Raw genomic sequence first — 16,355 nt, 5'->3', positions numbered from 1 at the left:
TCAGTTCGATGTCGCTGATTGATGAAAACGCCTACGGGCTCTGGTTCTCCTACTTTGAGATCGAAGACGACGAGTACAGTCTCGAGACGGACGACTTCGTTGGGAGGTTCCTGCGTTTCCGCGAGGTTGTAGTCTCTGCGCTGGCCGACAAGCCACCGACGGAGAACTACACCGTGACTTACTTCGGGCATGCGCTCTACGTGGAGTTCGCAGAGGGCGAAGAGAGCAACGATCCGTTCGGCGTGCTGAAGCACGTGCGCGCGACGCTGGAAGAAGCGGAGATCCCTAGCGTCGCTGTGCTCACCCATGGCAGCCGCTGGGTGCCCGACGGCGACCTCGAGGGAAGTGAGGTGAACCACGTGTCCTTCCCCAGCGAAGCCCTCCGGCGCGCGTTGTACGCGGACACGGCGTCGCGCCCGTCAGATGAAGAGGACGCCGAAGACGGCTGGGGCCCGGGCCTCTACGTCGACACGGAAGCAGTTGAATCCATGGGGAAAACCCTGAAGAACGCGCCAACGGCGCTCGCCGTGGCCAGCGCGACCTTCTATCGCTTCGGCCGCTGAGCTGTTTGCGGGGTCGCTGAGTTATCGCGGCGCGTTTGAGCGCTTGAGCTTGGCCTGGGTCTTGCTCTTTGCCGGAGCATGTCCCCTGCATCGCGCACCCCGAGCCCGACGAAACGCTTTGAACTGGCTCAAAACGGCCCGCTCGCTCCAACGGATTTCGCTCCCTTGGGCCTCGGGATGGATGCTCTCGATCCGGAAGAGGGGATCGCATCGATCCGCGCCACCCGAAGCCGGGTAAATGCATCACGCAGCGTAAAACTGACCCCCAGAGCGAGCCAAATGGGCAGTCGCGGCGAATCGAGTCACCCTAGCTTGGTCTCCATGCTGACGACACGGGTGGGACTACTGGCTCTGGTGCTTGGCTTCGCGGGGTGCTCCGCGGACTCGGGCGGCGCGAACGGCGGAAGCGGAGCGGATGGCAGCGGTGCTCAAGGTGGCAGCGGTGCTCAAGGTGGCAGCGGTGCTCAGGGCGGCAGCGGTGCACAAGGTGGCAGCGGTGCTCAGGGCGGCAGCGGCGCTCAAGGCGGATCCGCAGGGCAAGGAGGCGACGGCGGAGTGAGTGCGGGTGGCGGTGGTGGCACTGGCGCGGTCGAAGGCTGCAGGCAGATCGACAGCTCGAGCTACGACTACAGCGAAAACGTGGCACCGTCCCAGAGCCCACCCGGAGGTAGATCTCCCAATGAAGTGCCGATGTTCGTGAGCATTGGCTGGGACGACAACGGTTACTCAGGGCTCGACGGCAGCGCCGGTACCGGTGCCATGGACTGGGCAGTGAAGATGCTAGCCGCGCGGAAACACATGGACGGCAGCCCCGTGTACAACACCTTCTACCTCACGTCAGTGTACGGCAATACCTGGATGAGTGAGAGCCCGACCTTCGTGAAGCGCGCCTGGCATGCCGCCTACGAAGGCGGCCACGAGATCGGCCTTCACACGGACAAGCACGACCATGGTTCGACCTTCGACGCCACCCGTTGGAACACGGAGATGCAGAAACCGATCGACCTCTTGACCGCGTCGTTCGACCCGAGCGAGGACAACTTCTCTCCGGACGTGAGCAAAGGCGTGGGAGTGCCGCGAGGAGACATCGTTGGCTTCCGCACGCCCTTCCTCGAGTACGACGATGCGCTGTTCGATGTGTTGAAGCAGCACAAGATGTTCTACGACACCAGCATCGAGGAAGGCTGGCAGCCGGAGCAGGACGGGACGAACTACAACTGGCCGTTCACCTTGGACAACGGCGCCCCCGCGCACGATCTACTGGTCGAATGGGGTACGAAGACCGAGCCGCTGAAGGGCCACCCGGGCCTCTGGGAGATGCCGGTCTACCCGCTGGTGGTGCCGCCAGACTCCGTCGCCAGCCAGTATGGCATCCAGCCCGGGCTCCGCGCGAAGCTCCACGCCTTGCAGTCGTGGTTCGATGAAGATAGCGGCAAGATCACCGGCTTCGACTACAACCTGTGGGTGTCCTTCAAGCTCACCAAGGCTGAGTTTGTTGCCACATTGAAATACAGTCTGGATCTGCGTCTACAGGGCAACCGCGCGCCGTTCATGCTCGGTGCACACACCGACTACTACTCGAGCAAGTACACCGCTCCCGAGAATGCCACGACCCAGGAGCGACAAGAGGCAATCGAGGAGTTCCTAGACTACGCCCTGAGCAAGCCCGAGGTGCGCGTCGTTGCGGTGAAAGACATCCTCACCTGGGTGCGCAGCTGCAACTAGTGTCCTGTCTCCCGGGTTTTGGGGGGAGGAGCACTGCCTTGGTTAGCGGGGCGCTCTAGACGCGCTCCGCCAAGCTCGGTCGCTCACTGCAAGGCACTCGTAGATCGCCTTGCAGAGCCTTCGCGCGCGGGGTGAGCGGATGTGATAGTCCATCTTGTTGGCGAGGTAGCCAATCGCGAGCTGATTTTCAGGGTCACACCAACCCATGGAGCCGCCCGCGCCGGGATGACCGAAGCTCGTCTGATTGGGGGAGAACATCCCGGTCTCTTCCTTGAGGAAGCCCTGGCTCCAGCCGAGCGGCTTCCTCAGCACCCGGTCTTGGGCTGACCAGGACTGACGCTCCATCACCGGGCCAATCGTCTCGGGCTGCACCAGGCGCACGCCATTCGCCTGACCACCCAACGCGAGCGCGCTGTAGACACGGCACAGGCCGCGAGCGCTCATCAGGGCGTTGGCCCAGGGTAACTCCAAGCCATGCACGCGTCGGGAGTTGAAGTTGTCGAGGCCCCTTGGGCCCAGCTCCGCTGGGTGGGCGAACGCGCGCGCGGTGTCCCCGCCGCTGACCACCTGGCGAAACACTCGGCCCTCGTTGGTGGTCAACAGCAACTGCGGAACGACGTTGAAAACGCGCTCCCGCAGCGTCGAGGGGTAGTTCTTAGCGACTCGCCCTTCGAACTCAGTGGGGAGACCGAGATAGACGTCCGCGTTCAACGGCTCGCCGACTTCTCGGCGCAAGAATGCTCCGAGGGTCTCCCCTGCGATACGCTTGAACAGCTCCTGGGCGTAGAGACCGTAGGTGACACCGTGGTAACCCTGGTTGGTGTCAGGCGTCCAGGTCGGTACTTGTTCCGCGAGGATCTGAGCCACGCGCTCCGGCTCATGCTCGATCAGATCCAGCGTGATCGGGGTGGAGACACCGATCAGCCCTGAGCGGTGGTTCAGCAAACAGCGCACGCTGATCTCTGACTTCCCGCGTTGGCCAAACTCCGGCCAATAGGTGGCAACGGGGGTGTCGTAGTCCAGCTGCCCGCGGTCGCAGAGCATCAGGAAGCACAGCGCAACCAAGCCTTTGGTGCTCGAGAAGCCTGTGCTCAACGTGTCCGCTTGCCAGGGGATCTGGCGCTCGCGGTCACGCACGCCACCCCACAGATCGACGACATTGCGTCCTTGGTGAGTGACCGAGAGCGCTGCACCCCACTCGGTGCCCTCGTTGAACCCAGCCTCGAACGTCGCTCGCACGGCCTCGAAGCCAGGCGCGACGTCGCCCTTGACCGCTGCGTCGTGAGTAAAGAGGCGAGGAGCAACCATCGGTTCAGAGCCAGCCCGCGTCGCGATACCAGTCAGCCGTGATGCGCGCGCCCTCGTCGAAGAGCACCTGAGGCTGCCAGTCGAGAGCCTTCTTCGTTTCTTCCGCGCTGCAGACCCAGTGGGGCGCGAACAACTCGTTCAGCTTGTCGCGAGTGAGCATCATCGCCTTACCTGAGACCTTACCGTAGAGCTCGCTGCCGAGGGCTGCGGTGGTCATGACTGGACGCGGGATTGGAAAGCGAAGCCACGCGCGCTTGCCGAGCGCCTGCTCCACCCGCTCGATCATGTCGGAGAACTTGTAGGCGTGGCCATCTTCCAAGAAGAAGGCGCTCCCGCTCGGCGTGTCGGTAAGTACCGCGCGGATACAAGCGGCAGCCGCGTCAGCACCGTAGATCAGGCTCACGCGGTTCTCCGTCGTGCCGAAGTAGGGGATCACCCGGTTCTTGATTGCCTTGTAGAAGGCGAGGATCTCTTGATCGCGAGGACCATAGATGGCCGGTGGCCGAATGATGGTCACCGGCAGCTCGTGCTTCTTTGCGAGCACAGCGTGCTCCGCTGCGAGCTTGCTGCGGCCGTAATGGGTCACGGGGCCAGGTGCGTTGTCTGGGTCGACGGGGCTGCCGTCTTCGCTTGGCCCAACCGCTGCAAGGCTGCTCACCAGCACGAAGCGCTTGATGCGCTCCTTGTGCTTCAGGGCGGCGTCCAGCAGGTTCACCGTGCCTCCGCAGTTCGTGCGGTGAAACTCTTCCGGCTTCTTGGCTTTGACCAGGCCCGCGGAGTGAATCACCGCGTCCACGCCGTCCACCGCGCGCTCGAGGCTCGGCACGTCGCCGATCCCGCCTTCAGCTAACTCGAGGTTGCCGAGCGTCTCCAGGAAGCTGATGTCGCTGGTCTTGCGCACCAGCGCGCGAACGGTGTGGCCTTGCTGAGTGAGTTGTTCAGCGATGTGTGAGCCGAGGAAGCCAGAGCCTCCGGTGAGCAGAACCTTCATGTGTCCCTCAGATCTCCCGCTCGTACATGCGGTAGCGCTTGTAAATCTTGCCGCCCATGAACTTGATACCCACGTTCACGGGGCCGTTGTCTTCGAGGGTCCAAGAGAGCTCACCCCATTGGACGCCGAGCTCTTTCGCCGCGTCGTTCATCTTGGCGTACAGATAGGTGCTGAGCGGAGCGTACTTGCGCACGTGGCGGTACTTCTTGCGGATGCCGAGGATGATGAGCCGAGCTTGCGTTGGCCCCTTTACCTTGAGCCGGTAGAGTAGCTTTGCAATTCCCGTGGGGAAAAGCGAGCCGTTCAGGTCCTGGATCATCGCATTGATGTTGGGCAACGCCAGCGCTACGGCTGCGGCCTCACCGTCGATCTCGGTGATGTAGGCCAGCTTCGGAATGAGGATCAGCTTCATGTCCGATGCCATCTTGGAGAGCTCTTTCTCCGTGAGCGGGACGAAGCCCCAGTTCTCACTCCAGGCATCGTTGTAGATGTCCATGATGGTGCGCACGTCGCCTTCGATGTTCTTCATGTCGACAGTGCGCGTCTTCACCTCGGGCATGGACTCGACGTCGGCTTGCGCCTTGCGAGCGCGCTTCGGTACTTCGCCGACGGTGTAGCGCCAAGCGTAGAGGTCCTTCACCTTCTCGAAGCCGGCGCCCTTGATCAGCGTGTCCTGATAGGGCCGATGGTGCGTCATCATGAGCATCGGAGGCGTGTCGAAACCGTCGACGAGGTTTCCGATTTCCTCGTTGATGCACAGGCTCTGAGGGCCACGCACGCGCTTCATCCCGCGGTCCGCCAGCCAGCGCCGCGCATTGTCGAGGAGCGCCGTCGCGACCTCCTGATCGTCGATGGTGTCCATGAACCCAAAGAAGCCAGTGTCGTCGTTGTAGCGGCTGAGGTGCTCGCGATCGATTGAAGCCGTGCAACGCCCAACGCAGAAGCCGTTGCGATAGGCCGTGAAGATCACCGCTTCGCCGTGCTCGAAGAAAGGGTTCTTCAAGCTAAGGCGATCCTTGATCTCCATGTTGAGGGGGCGCACGTACTGCGGGTCATCGCGGTAGATGTGATCCACCACGTTGAGGAAGTCTTTCAGGTTCCCGCCAATCGGCGTTTCGCGGATCTCGACAGCCATCGCGGCGCAGCGAACACCCATGAGCATGCGCTGTCAACGCTGCAAGCGTGGACCAACGCACCTCTCCCCCAAACTCAAGTGAGGCCTCGACGACCGCATACCGCGCTACGCTGTAAGCAGCTGTTGAGGCCTCATGCGACTCACAACTGACGGCGTGTTTCGCAGGTGTTCAGCAGACTTTCCGCGCCACAAAACGCGCAGAGCGGTCACCCGTTCAGGCGGCCGCTCTTGCGCAATCAAGGACTGGAGGCGATCTCAGATCACGCCGTACTTCTTGCCGACGGCACGGAACGCTTCAAGGCCCCGATCCAGGTGCTCCCGCTCATGGGTCGCCATGTAGCTGGTGCGCAGCATCGCGTGCTTCGGCGGGACACCGGGAGAGATGAACGGGTTCGTGTAGACCCCGTGCTCCTCGAGCAACTCCCGCCACATCATCAGCGTGCGCAGATCTTGGCGGATGTAGATCGGGATGACCGCGGTCTCCGTCTTGCCCAACTCGAAGCCCATCTTCTCGAGCTCGGTCTTCATGTACGTGAAGTTCTCCCGCAGCTTGGCGATGCGCCACGGCTCCTCGAGCATCATGTCGAAGGCGGCCATGGCTGCGGCGACACTGGGCGGCGCTGCGCTGGCGGCGAACATGAAGGAAGGCGCGAAGTGGCGGATGTAGTCCAGCACCTTGCGCTCGCCAACCAGCCAACCACCGATGCTCGCGAGAGACTTGGAGAACGTGCCGCCGACCAAGTCGACCTGATCCATCAGACCGAAGTGTGCAGCGGTTCCCTTGCCCTCGGGTCCAATCACGCCGAGTGCGTGGGCGTCGTCCACGAACAAGCGGGCGCCGTGCTTCTTCACGACCGGCACGATCTCGTCGAGGTGGGCGATCTCGCCTTCGGCGCTGAAGACGCCGTCGGTGATCACCAGCGCGCCTTCGCTGTCTTCCAGCTTGCTCAGGCGGTCATCCAAAGACTTCGCGTCGTTGTGGCGGTAGCGCACCATGCGGGCACCCGCGGCCTGACCGAGGCGCACACCGTCGTAGAGTGACGCGTGCACGTTGCGGTCGATCACCGCCACGCTGCTCTTGTTGCTGAGCAGTGCCGACAGGCTCGCGATGTTGACCTGGTAGCCCGTGGTGAAGACGAGCGCCGCTTCCGTGCCGAACCACGCCGCGAGCTTTTCCTCGAACTCCTCGTGGAGCTTCATCGAGCCGTTCACGAGGCGTGAGCCGGTCATGCTGGTGCCGAAGCGGTCGATCGCCGCTTGAGCTGCTTCGCGCACCTTGGGGTGCGTCGTGAGCCCGAGGTAGTTGTTCGAGCCGAACATCACCACGCGCTTGCCGTCGATCTCGGCTTCGGGACCATCGTTGAAGTCCAGCGGACGGAAGAACGGGTACATGCCCATTTTCCGTGCGTTATCTGCGGCGGTGAACTTGTAGGCTTTCTCGAAGACGTCTCGTCCACCGATGCTGGCGAGGCTCGCGCGCTCCTTCATCGACTCGCCGAGGTCGTCCGAGCCCTTCACCGGCACGCCACCGCTGATGGCTACGCGAACACCGTTGCCGTTCTTGTGGCCGTTCTTTGCGTGACCGTTCTTGTGGCCGTTGGTGTGGCCATTGACGCCGTTGTCGCTCGGATGATCGTCGAGCGCTGGGTCGATGTTTGGCAGGCCGTGCCCGTTCTTCAGGATGTCCCACGCCGCAGCAAATCGCCCACGCGCGTCCATCACACCTTCCGCCGCCTTCATCACGCGGTCATCGGAGATGAAGCGCATCATTGCGGGGCTGGTGGCCACCTTGCGGCCACGATCGAACATCTTGTCCTTCAAGCTCATGGGAGACTCCCTGAATCGTTCCGTTGTGCAACGTCCGCCGGCGCGCTGAGAACCACTCAGCGTTGCGAAGTCGGAGACGAACAAACGCTACGAATTCGTTGCAAACGGCGGTCGGAAGCTAGCGGCGAGGGTCGGTTCAGTCAATCAACGTGCAGCCCTCAAGTGGTCAATCCAATGCGTGAGTGGATTGACCAGCAGAGCCGCACCGCGAAGGGAAAAACGCAGCGATCAGCTTGCGGGCTTTGGTTCCACGAGGCGCACTCCGGAGGAAGGCCACACGTTGTCCAGAGGCACGTCCAAGTCGATCGCTTGCAGGTAGAGGCCGTCCGGGGGCGCGGTCATTCCCAGGTGGTTCCGATCCAAGCTCTGAAGAGCGCGTTTTACCGCGCCGGGCGCCAGCCGACCGCGACCAACATCCACCAACGTACCGATGATGATCCGCACCATGTTGTACATGAAGCGGTTCCCCTCGATATCGAAGTAGACGACCCGCGGGTCATCCTGACTGGCCTCCAAGCTGGCGCGAAGAATTCTGCGCACCGTCTCGGTGCGCTCGTCTTTCGCCCCGCGGAACGCCGCGAAGTCGTGCTCGCCTATCAGGTCCGCTGCTTCGGCACGCATCAGCTCGAGATCCAGGCGCGCGTAGTGACGCCATGCGCGACGCTCCCAGAACGGGTCGCGAGCGTCGGAGCAGAGCAAGACGTAGCGGTACCACTTCTTCTTGGCGAGGTGGCTCGGTTCGACGCCGGGTCTGACTTGCGCGACGCGTACGACGGAGATCTCATCCGGAAGGTGCTGGGAGAGGCCGAGCAGCCAGCCTCGTGGTGTGATCTGCTTGTTCGTGTCGAAGGCCGCGAGCTGACCTCGGGCGTGTACGCCCTTATCCGTGCGGCTACACACTCGTAGTAGGGTGGCCTGGGGATCCATTGCGCGGATCGCTCCATCGACCTCACCGGCGATCGTGCGCAGGCCTTGCTGACGCGCGATGCCGTGGAACAGATGGCCGTCGTAGGCGAGGGTGAGCAACACGCCATGCTCACGCTTGGGGATGCGCGGCTGGGGAGTCTCCGCTGGGGCGTTCCCCAGCTCATCGCTCGTCATAAGAACCAGGGCGCTTGGTCATTTCCCTGCGGAACCGATGGCTCGCGCTCAAGGGAATGCCTGAAGGAACTCGGCACGCGGGAAACGTTGGCTCAGTTGGTGCCGCCAGTACCTGCGGTGCCGCCAGTACCTGCGGTGCCGCCAGTACCTGCGGTGCCACCCGTACCTGCGGTGCTGCTGGTGCCGCCGCTGGAGTTGACGACAACCGTGCTCTTGTCAGTGATGCACTTCTCGTCAGCCAGGGTCTTCAGTTCCTGTTCAGGCTGAAGCGGGTTTTTAGGGTCAACGGCCGTGCCGGGCTTGTAGTCCTTGCGGTCGTCGTCGGTGTAGCGGTGCTGGTAGAGCGAAGCTTCCGAACACGTCGGCGTCACGCCATCGCTCGAGCAGCCGAACAGACTCAAGCCGGGGACCACACACGCAGCAAGCAAGACAATCCAGCGCATAACCGAGACCTTCCTGACGCCCACGGAACCCGATCCCGGACGCCCTGTCAACTCTGCAGCAACTCCGTAGGGGGCTGAGCCTTTCGGGATCAACCGCCGGTGTTGGGCTTGAAGCTGACCGGAACCGCGACGTCGACGCAGCCGCCCGCGGGAGCCGGGAGCCCACCGCTACGCAGCGCCGGCGCCACACAGCTCGCGCCAACACCGCCGAAATCTTGGGTGATGCTCACGCTGCAGGCCTGGCCAGTTGGACCGACGCGCACCTGTGCCATGACCGTACCCGAGAGACCGGAGTTGGCCCGCAGCATGCGCTCATAACAGCGTCGTGCCGAGGCGGCCCGACCAGCCAACGCGGAGCGGAGTGCGGGGGTAACCGTGCCCTTGCATGCGCCAGAGCAACCGCCGCCGCCACCGCCACCCTTGACGGTGCCTTTGGCGGCCACCTTTTTCTCGACGTCAGGACCAGCGTCTTCGATCTTGGGTGGCGGAGGAGGCGGAGCTTCCAACACCGGCTTGGGCGTCGTCGTCGCGACCGGTGGCGGCGGAGGTGGCGCTTCCTCCTCCTTGTCCCCCGAGAACTTCCAGAAGATCAGCCCGCCAGCGACCGCGACCATCAACAGGGTCACGATAATGAATCCGCTTCCGGATTTAGTAGGCGGCGTGGGGGTGGAATCTGCCATCAACGTCTCCTGGAACTGTTGTTCGTTCGCGGCGCTACGAATCGCGAACGTGCGGCGTGACACACCGCATGCATCTCAAAGCCTGCTTAGCGGGCAGCGCCCCGAGCGTACAAGACCCGCAGGGCGAAACCCAACGCAATTGCCAACGATGTGGCGAGTTTGCTGCGGAATAAACTTCAACGGTTTCGTCAGTTTCCAGCTTTGCGGGGGGCGGGGTGGGTACCGATCCAGAGCCGCGCGGCAGCCAGCCTATTCGGGCTCCGCGGCCAGCTCGGCTGCGTCAGTCGACGGCCGGAGCGCAAACCAGCTTAACCCAGAGTCGCCCCAGCTTCGCCGTTGCCCAGCAATCAGGTGACTCGTGTCGGGCAAGCGAAAGGGTCGGTCGGCCCGGTGACCAATCACGACGACCGCATCTTCGCTAAGCAGGTTCCCATCGAGCAACGTCCCCAGCGACTCTGCGACTCGGTCAGCGATCGGCCACGGGGGGTCGCACAGCACGAGATCGAACGGCGCCTGGACCAACAACGCTTTCTTCGCCCGCTCGACCTTGAGGGGCAACAGCGCGGCGCGGTGCTCGACCTTGAGCGTTTGCAGGTTGTGCCGGATAGCCTCGAGCGCAGCACGATCCGGGTCCACGAAAGTCGCGTGGCTTGCACCCCGACTGAGCGCCTCGATGCCAAGGGCCCCGGTACCAGCGCAGAGGTCTGCGACCTTCAAGCCATGTATATCCCCGAGGATACCGAAGAGCGCCTCGCGCACTCGGGCAGCCGTCGGACGCGTCGAGAGCCCCGGGGGCGCCTTGAGAGGGCGCCCGCGGAACTCACCGCCAATCACTCGTATGCTCAGAGCGAACTCCGATGGGCTTCTGTTAGAAGCTCCAGGTGACCCGCAGTCGTCCCCCTTGGGGGCCGAGCGCCGACTCGACCCGCGGGCGATAGCTGGCCGTTTGGGGTTCGTCTTCAGCGGTGAAGAAGAGGTAAGCGCCGACGCCGCCAATCACTGCGCCCGCGCCAGCGAATACGAACTGCAGCGTCTGGAAGGTGCTCGCCGTCGAGCACTTGTCGGAGATCTCGCTGGGATCCGGAGCGCCCGTGAAGGTGGTGCCCCTATCAGCGGTGTCACACACGTCTTCGCCTTCGCTCACGGAGTTGCGATAGCGGTCGAAGCCGTCGTCGTTGTTGATCGAGTTGACCTTGATGGCGGAGTACACCGCGCCTACCAAGAGTGCCGCACCGACGCCCATGCCCGCCAGCCCGATCACCTTCTTGGTGTTCATGGGCTTTCCGGTGTCCATCCCCACCTCGCCGCCTCCACCAACCTGGGCGGCGGTGGAGCGCATGGCGATCTCGAGCTCGGAGCTTTCGCCTTGCACCACGGTGACGTCGCGACTCTCGTCGCCGAACCCGGGTGCCCGCAGCACGACGGTGTGCTCACCACCTGGCAGTGTCAGCTCGGCGCGCCCGTCGACGAACGCCGTCGGCGCCGCGCCGTCCACGCTGACCGTCTTCGCGTCCTTGGACGTGATCACGAGTTTCCCCGGGGCAGTGCCCACGAGCTCCGCGAACGCGACCTCCGCGATCTGCAGCAGAGTCTCGTCGGAGGCGTCGGAGAGGTTCTCCGAGTACTTGACCTGAGTCTCTTTCCCCGAGGCGCCATCGTAGAGATGCAACGTGCCGGCGACGTCCTTGCCTTGCTTCTCCAGCGAACCCCAGACGAAGTGTGTGGCCTTCACGCGATCGGCGATCTTCTTCAAGCACGCTTCGTCGGGGGTCGTCTTGCACCCAAGCGCCGCGGTGAGCACCTCGAGAGAAAAGTCTCCCTTGCCAAGTGTCCAACCGCTCGAGCGATCCACCGCGCGCTTCAACGCGATACTCAACGCCTCCGCTTGTTCGTAAGCGGTGTCGCTGTACAGGGTCAGCACTTGGATCGTCTGCTTTTCGCCTTTTGCTTGCGCGGACGCGGTCTGCGCTGAGAACAGCGACAGGGCAAAAACCAGCAGCGCCAAGAAACGAACTACGACACGCATTTTCCTCCACCGTTCGCGCCCGTGAGGCACGAACAGTCAACAATTACCGCGCCATCGCGCGACTGACGAGGGGTATTCGCGTCGACCAAGGGACCGCAGTCAGGCGGGTCCCTCAGCACGATGTTTCCCGCTAGCTCGTCTCGATTTTGCTCCACATTTGCCGTCTCATCTTCTGACGCGTGCGATCCCGCCGAGTGATGGCGCGCGCCGCGCCCCACGCCGCGAGCAGCGAGCCTTCTTGCCCGAGCGCCGGAAGCACCGTGCGTCCCACGAGGTAGGTACCCGGGATGGGACCGCGGATGGGCTCTCCGGAGAGCTCGAGGAAGCCCGGAGTGTCTACGGACCACATGTACTCCATGGGCTCCGGACCTGCGACACCGCCCGGCAGATGGATGCGATCGATTTCGTGGCGTCGCCGATTGCGCATCTCCCACAACGGCAATCCGTCGTGGGGTGAGTCGATCACCAGCGCCTGATCCTCGACGAACGGCAGGTGCGTGCGCAGGGTCGACAACACGGCTTCACGAGCCTCGAGCAAGGTGAGGGTGCCGCGACTCGGAAGGATGGTCTCCGCGGTCAGGATCTCAACTGGCTCCGTGTCGCGCTGCAGCTCCCTGCTGACTCTGGGGCCACGCTGCAGGTGTACCACCGGACGCCTGGGGTTTTGGGGGTGAGAGTGCTCCCGAGTATTACCTTGCGGAAGCAAGAAGGACTCGGGCGGTAGCTGACGCGGGAGTGCTCGTGACGGAACGCACAGGGTCACGACGAAGCGCCCAGCGCTGACCGTCAAGCGCGGCCAGTCCTTACGTGCTCGCGCTGTGATGCCCTCACCCCCGGCCAAGTCGGCGACCGCTTCGCCTGACAAGTCGCTGACCACCGAGCCGGTGCCTACGGGTTCTTCTTCGCCGTCTTCGAGGACACCCACCACTTGTCCCCGCCGCACGACCAACTGCTGAGCGCGCTGGGCGAGGCGGTACTCCCCGCCGTGGGCCCGGATGCGATCCAAGAAGAAGCTCTCGAGCTCCGATTCGCCGCCGGGCAGCGCGTGGACACCGCGGGTCCAGGCACCGTGCAGTCGCGCTAGGGCCAGCGGCGGCAGCTGCTCACCCGGCACCGCAAGATCTGTAGCGAATCCCGCCGGGATCGTCGTTACCTCGCGGTAAGGGTGCCCGGTGGGGAACTTCGCGAGCAGGTCTTGAGCCGTTTCACCGTTGATGAGCGGGAGCTCGCGCACGACGCGGTTCGTCTCGAAGCGCTCCCAGAAGCTGCCGGGGGGCCACACCGCGTCGCGTTCGAAGGCAGCGTCGATCGCTGCGTTGTACTCGGAGAAGCTCGCGTACAGCTCGTCGACCAGCTGGCGTACTTCGGGAAATTCGCGCTCGATCTCCCGAGCGAATAGCTCGGACTCAGGGGGGATCTCGACGGTGCGCTCCGGCGACAGCACGGCAAACATCGGATCGAGCTGCTTCGTGCGCCGCTTGAAGGTCGTCGCTTGCGCCAGCTCTTGCAGCGTGCGCAGCCACACTGGCGATGCCGCCGCGAGCAACGTGAAGGTGCGACGCCGCAGGGGAAATCCCTCGAAGTCGTAGGTCGGTGGGCGGCTGCCCTGACCCAGGATGAGCACGCGGAAGTCGCGCCGCGCGAGCAACGCGGCTGTCGCCAGGCAGCCAATCGATCGGCCCAGCACCACGACGTCGTAGTAGCGGGTGGGCGTCATCGGCTGCGCACCTTACGGCGACCCTCGGTGCCCGAAGGATCGAGCTGCACGCTGCCGCTCGCGATGCGTTTCAGCACGTCGACCAGCAACGCGTGTTCTTCCACCAACAGGCGCTGCTCGACGCTCTCCAACGACTCGTCCACGCCGATCGGGATCGCGCGTTGGTCGATGATGGGCCCGGTGTCCGTACCCTGGTCGACGAAGTGAACCGTGCAACCCGTCACCCGCACTCCATACTCGAGGGCTTGTGCTTGCGCACGTACGCCCGGAAAGGCGGGCAGCAGCGACGGATGAACGTTGATGATGCGGTCCCTGAATCCGTCGATGAAGAGCGGCGTCAGGAGCCGCATGAAGCCCGCAAGCACCACCCACTCCACGGCGGATCCTCGCAGAATTTCCAGCATTTCTGCGTCGAACGCCTCGCGATTGGGAAACGTTTTGTGGTCCAGCACTCGCGTCGCCACGCCCGCAGCCCGAGCGCGCTCAAGCGCTTGCGCTTCGCTACGGTTCGAGAGCACCAGCCGCACCTCGGCGTCCAGCGACTTGGCGTCACAGGCGTCGAGGATGGCCTGCAGGTTCGACCCGCGGCCAGATACCAGCACTCCGAGCTTCAGGGTCATGAATCCAATACTTCGACCGCAGCTGCTTCGTCGCCCTGGATTTCCACGTTGCCGAGGCGCCAAGCGCGTTCCCCCGCGGATTCAAGCGTCGCCAAGGTCAAGTCGGCGGCGTCCGCGTCGACTACTGCGACCATACCGATACCGAGGTTGAACGTCTTGCGCATCTCGTCTTCATCGACCGGGCCGCCTCGCTGGATGATGCCGAAGATCGGGTGCCGCTCGTGATCGAGTCGAACCTTGGCCACGCTGCCCTTGGGCAGGATGCGCGGGAGGTTTCCGACCAGGCCGCCGCCGGTGACGTGACACAAGGCGTGCAGCCCTTCTCCGAGCTTCTCGCCGAGTGCGCCGACCGCACGCGCGTAGATGCGAGTGGGGGTGAGCAGTGACTCTCCCAGCAAGGCTCCCAGCTCCGGGACCTCTTCGCCGAGCTTCAAGCCCATCTCTCCTTCGAGCACCCGACGCGCCAGAGAGTAGCCATTGGAGTGAATCCCGGAGGAACCGATTGCGATCAGGGCGTCTCCCTGCTTCACGCGCTTCGGGCCGAGCACCTTGGAGGCTGATACAACGCCCACGGCAAAACCCGCGAGGTCATACTCGCCCTCTGGGTACATGCTGGGCAGCTCCGCCGTCTCTCCGCCGATCAGCGCGCAACCAGCGAGCTTGCAGCCGTCCGCGATGCCTTTGACGACTTGTTCGGCTACGTCGACCTCGAGCTTCCCGCAGCCGAAGTAGTCCAGGAAGTACAGCGGTCGCGCGCCGGTCGTGATCACGTCGTTGACGCACATCGCCACCAGGTCTTGCCCTACGGTATCGTGCTTGCCTGTTGCAAACGCGAGCTTCAGCTTGGTACCGACCCCGTCGGTTCCACTGACAAGGAGTGGATCTGGGATGTCAGCGGGGAGCCGCACCATGCCAGCGAAGCCGCCGACTTCGTCCACCACTTCAGGGATGCGGGTGGCCAGGGCGAGTGGCTTGATTCGACGAACCAACTCGTCGCCTGCTTCGATGTCTACGCCGCTCTGCTTGTAGGTGACGCTCATGTCTTGGACTCCGCTGTTTGGGCTTCGCGAGGGGACTGCACGGCCGCGCGCCGCGCTGAGAAGGCTGCAATGTCGATCTGCTGTCGCTGGCCCAACACGCTTCGGCACACGATGTCCGCGGTGACGGGGGCGAGCAGAATGCCGTTCCGGTAGTGCCCCGTGGCTAGCACGAGGCCGCTGATGGCGCAGGGACCCAAGATGGGCCAGTGATCGCTAGTATACGGGCGGAAATTCGACCAACTGTCGCTGAGCTCCGCGTCGGCCAGCGCCGGACACAAGTCGATCGCCGCATCCAAGAGCTCGCGTACGGCGTGAGCCGTGACGCGCTTCTCGTAGCCGACGAACTCCAGCGTGGAACCGACGAGCACCCGTCCGTCATCTCGCGGTACCAGGTAGCACCTCGGTCCAAACACGATGCGGGTCAGCGGTGGAGTGCGACACGTCAGCTGAAGCACTTGCCCCCGCGCCGGCACGATGCTGGGACGGGGCAGGGGTACGCCGGGGATCAACGTGGACCAGCTCCCGGCGGCGAGCACCACGCGCTGGGCCTCCAGCCGCTTCCCACCTTCCAGGACGACCCCTCGCACGGTCTGGCTTGCTGCGTCGACGTCCAGCTGCTGGACGTAGCTGCCGCTTTGAAACCGCGCGCCGGCGTTCTGAGCGGCGAGCTGCAGCGCGCGGAACAGCTTTCGAGGATCGACGCGCGAATCCGCAGGGAAATCAACGGCGCCGACCAACGCCTGGCTCAGGTTCGACTCGAGACTCCGCAGCTGGCGCTTACCCAAGAAGGCCGCTCCATGTGCGCGGCGCTGCCAGCCAAACTGCTGCTTGAGTTGCCCCAAGCGTTCCACGCCAAAGGCTACTCGCAACGCGCCGCTCGGGCGGTGTTCGATGTCGATTCCGGTGCTCTTGGAGAGCGCCTTGGCCCAAGCCGGATACAGCGCGCGGCTCTCCAAACAAAGCTCGGTCATCGCGTCGAGCTGATGCGACTCGACTTGACCTCCAAGGATCCCCGCCGCGGCGCTCGATGCTTCAGCGCCTGGCACGCTCCGTTCGAGGACCAACACCGAGCAGCCTCGCTTCGCAAGCTGCCAGGCGGATGCGCAGCCCATGAGGCCGCCGCCGACGATAAGAACACTCGGGCGGGCCATGCGGCGGTTGGTGTGCCCGAAAGCGACC

15 protein-coding genes are annotated in these 16,355 nt (G+C 63.9%); 2 read left to right on the top strand and 13 right to left on the bottom strand.

Features of this window, described 5'->3' with window-relative positions; genetic code table 11:
- Positions 1 to 8: 8 nt before the first annotated feature.
- On the top strand, positions 9 to 563 hold the full coding sequence (locus H6718_27000; protein ID MCB9589091.1) for a hypothetical protein: 555 nt from the start codon (positions 9 to 11) through the stop codon (positions 561 to 563).
- Between the two features lie 321 nt (positions 564 to 884).
- Positions 885 to 2,288: a hypothetical protein gene (locus H6718_26995; GenBank protein ID MCB9589090.1), complete on the top strand. Its 1,404-nt coding sequence runs from the start codon at positions 885 to 887 to the stop codon at positions 2,286 to 2,288.
- Between the two features lie 42 nt (positions 2,289 to 2,330).
- Here H6718_26995 and H6718_26990 read toward each other — a convergent pair whose 3' ends face one another.
- The 13 genes from H6718_26990 to thiO all read right to left on the bottom strand — a co-directional run bounded on the left by H6718_26990 (position 2,331) and on the right by thiO (position 16,327).
- A complete protein-coding gene (locus H6718_26990; protein MCB9589089.1) occupies positions 2,331 to 3,596 on the bottom strand; it encodes a beta-lactamase family protein in 1,266 nt (421 codons plus the stop codon).
- Between the two features lie 4 nt (positions 3,597 to 3,600).
- Positions 3,601 to 4,587, bottom strand: coding sequence for an NAD-dependent epimerase/dehydratase family protein (locus tag H6718_26985; GenBank protein ID MCB9589088.1), 987 nt, complete (start codon positions 4,585 to 4,587; stop codon positions 3,601 to 3,603).
- 7 nt (positions 4,588 to 4,594) lie between these two features.
- Positions 4,595 to 5,722 (bottom strand): hypothetical protein, encoded by a 1,128-nt coding sequence (locus H6718_26980; protein ID MCB9589087.1) that lies wholly within the window; start codon positions 5,720 to 5,722, stop codon positions 4,595 to 4,597.
- Between the two features lie 255 nt (positions 5,723 to 5,977).
- Positions 5,978 to 7,549 carry an aminotransferase class I/II-fold pyridoxal phosphate-dependent enzyme gene (locus H6718_26975; protein ID MCB9589086.1) on the bottom strand — a complete coding sequence of 524 codons (1,572 nt, stop codon included), beginning with the start codon at positions 7,547 to 7,549 and terminating at the stop codon, positions 5,978 to 5,980.
- 228 nt (positions 7,550 to 7,777) lie between these two features.
- Complete coding sequence (truA, locus tag H6718_26970) at positions 7,778 to 8,650, bottom strand: tRNA pseudouridine(38-40) synthase TruA (GenBank protein ID MCB9589085.1); 873 nt, start codon at positions 8,648 to 8,650, stop codon at positions 7,778 to 7,780.
- Between the two features lie 92 nt (positions 8,651 to 8,742).
- Entirely contained in the window at positions 8,743 to 9,093 is a 351-nt protein-coding gene (locus H6718_26965; GenBank protein ID MCB9589084.1) for a hypothetical protein, read from the bottom strand.
- A gap of 89 nt (positions 9,094 to 9,182) precedes the next feature.
- The gene (locus H6718_26960) at positions 9,183 to 9,836 is read right to left on the bottom strand and encodes a hypothetical protein (protein ID MCB9589083.1); all 654 of its coding nucleotides are present in this window, start codon (positions 9,834 to 9,836) and stop codon (positions 9,183 to 9,185) included.
- Between the two features lie 186 nt (positions 9,837 to 10,022).
- Positions 10,023 to 10,607, bottom strand: coding sequence for a 16S rRNA (guanine(966)-N(2))-methyltransferase RsmD (gene rsmD / locus H6718_26955; protein MCB9589082.1), 585 nt, complete (start codon positions 10,605 to 10,607; stop codon positions 10,023 to 10,025).
- Between the two features lie 34 nt (positions 10,608 to 10,641).
- Positions 10,642 to 11,799 (bottom strand): hypothetical protein, encoded by a 1,158-nt coding sequence (locus tag H6718_26950; GenBank protein MCB9589081.1) that lies wholly within the window; start codon positions 11,797 to 11,799, stop codon positions 10,642 to 10,644.
- 130 nt (positions 11,800 to 11,929) lie between these two features.
- Positions 11,930 to 13,516, bottom strand: coding sequence for a phytoene dehydrogenase (locus tag H6718_26945; protein MCB9589080.1), 1,587 nt, complete (start codon positions 13,514 to 13,516; stop codon positions 11,930 to 11,932).
- On the bottom strand, positions 13,513 to 14,136 hold the full coding sequence (locus H6718_26940; protein ID MCB9589079.1) for a phosphoribosylglycinamide formyltransferase: 624 nt from the start codon (positions 14,134 to 14,136) through the stop codon (positions 13,513 to 13,515). The genes H6718_26945 and H6718_26940 overlap by 4 nt, the downstream gene beginning before the upstream one ends.
- Positions 14,133 to 15,176, bottom strand: coding sequence for a phosphoribosylformylglycinamidine cyclo-ligase (locus H6718_26935; protein ID MCB9589078.1), 1,044 nt, complete (start codon positions 15,174 to 15,176; stop codon positions 14,133 to 14,135). Before H6718_26935 ends, H6718_26940 begins: the two co-directional genes overlap by 4 nt.
- Positions 15,173 to 16,327: a glycine oxidase ThiO gene (gene thiO / locus H6718_26930; GenBank protein ID MCB9589077.1), complete on the bottom strand. Its 1,155-nt coding sequence runs from the start codon at positions 16,325 to 16,327 to the stop codon at positions 15,173 to 15,175. Before thiO ends, H6718_26935 begins: the two co-directional genes overlap by 4 nt.
- Positions 16,328 to 16,355 lie beyond the last annotated feature (28 nt).

The organism is Polyangiaceae bacterium, from assembly GCA_020633205.1.
Classification (GTDB): Bacteria; Myxococcota_A; Polyangia; order Polyangiales; family Polyangiaceae; genus JAHBVY01.
Note: the sequence above shows the minus strand (reverse complement) of the source record. Positions and strands in the feature narration are given on the sequence as shown.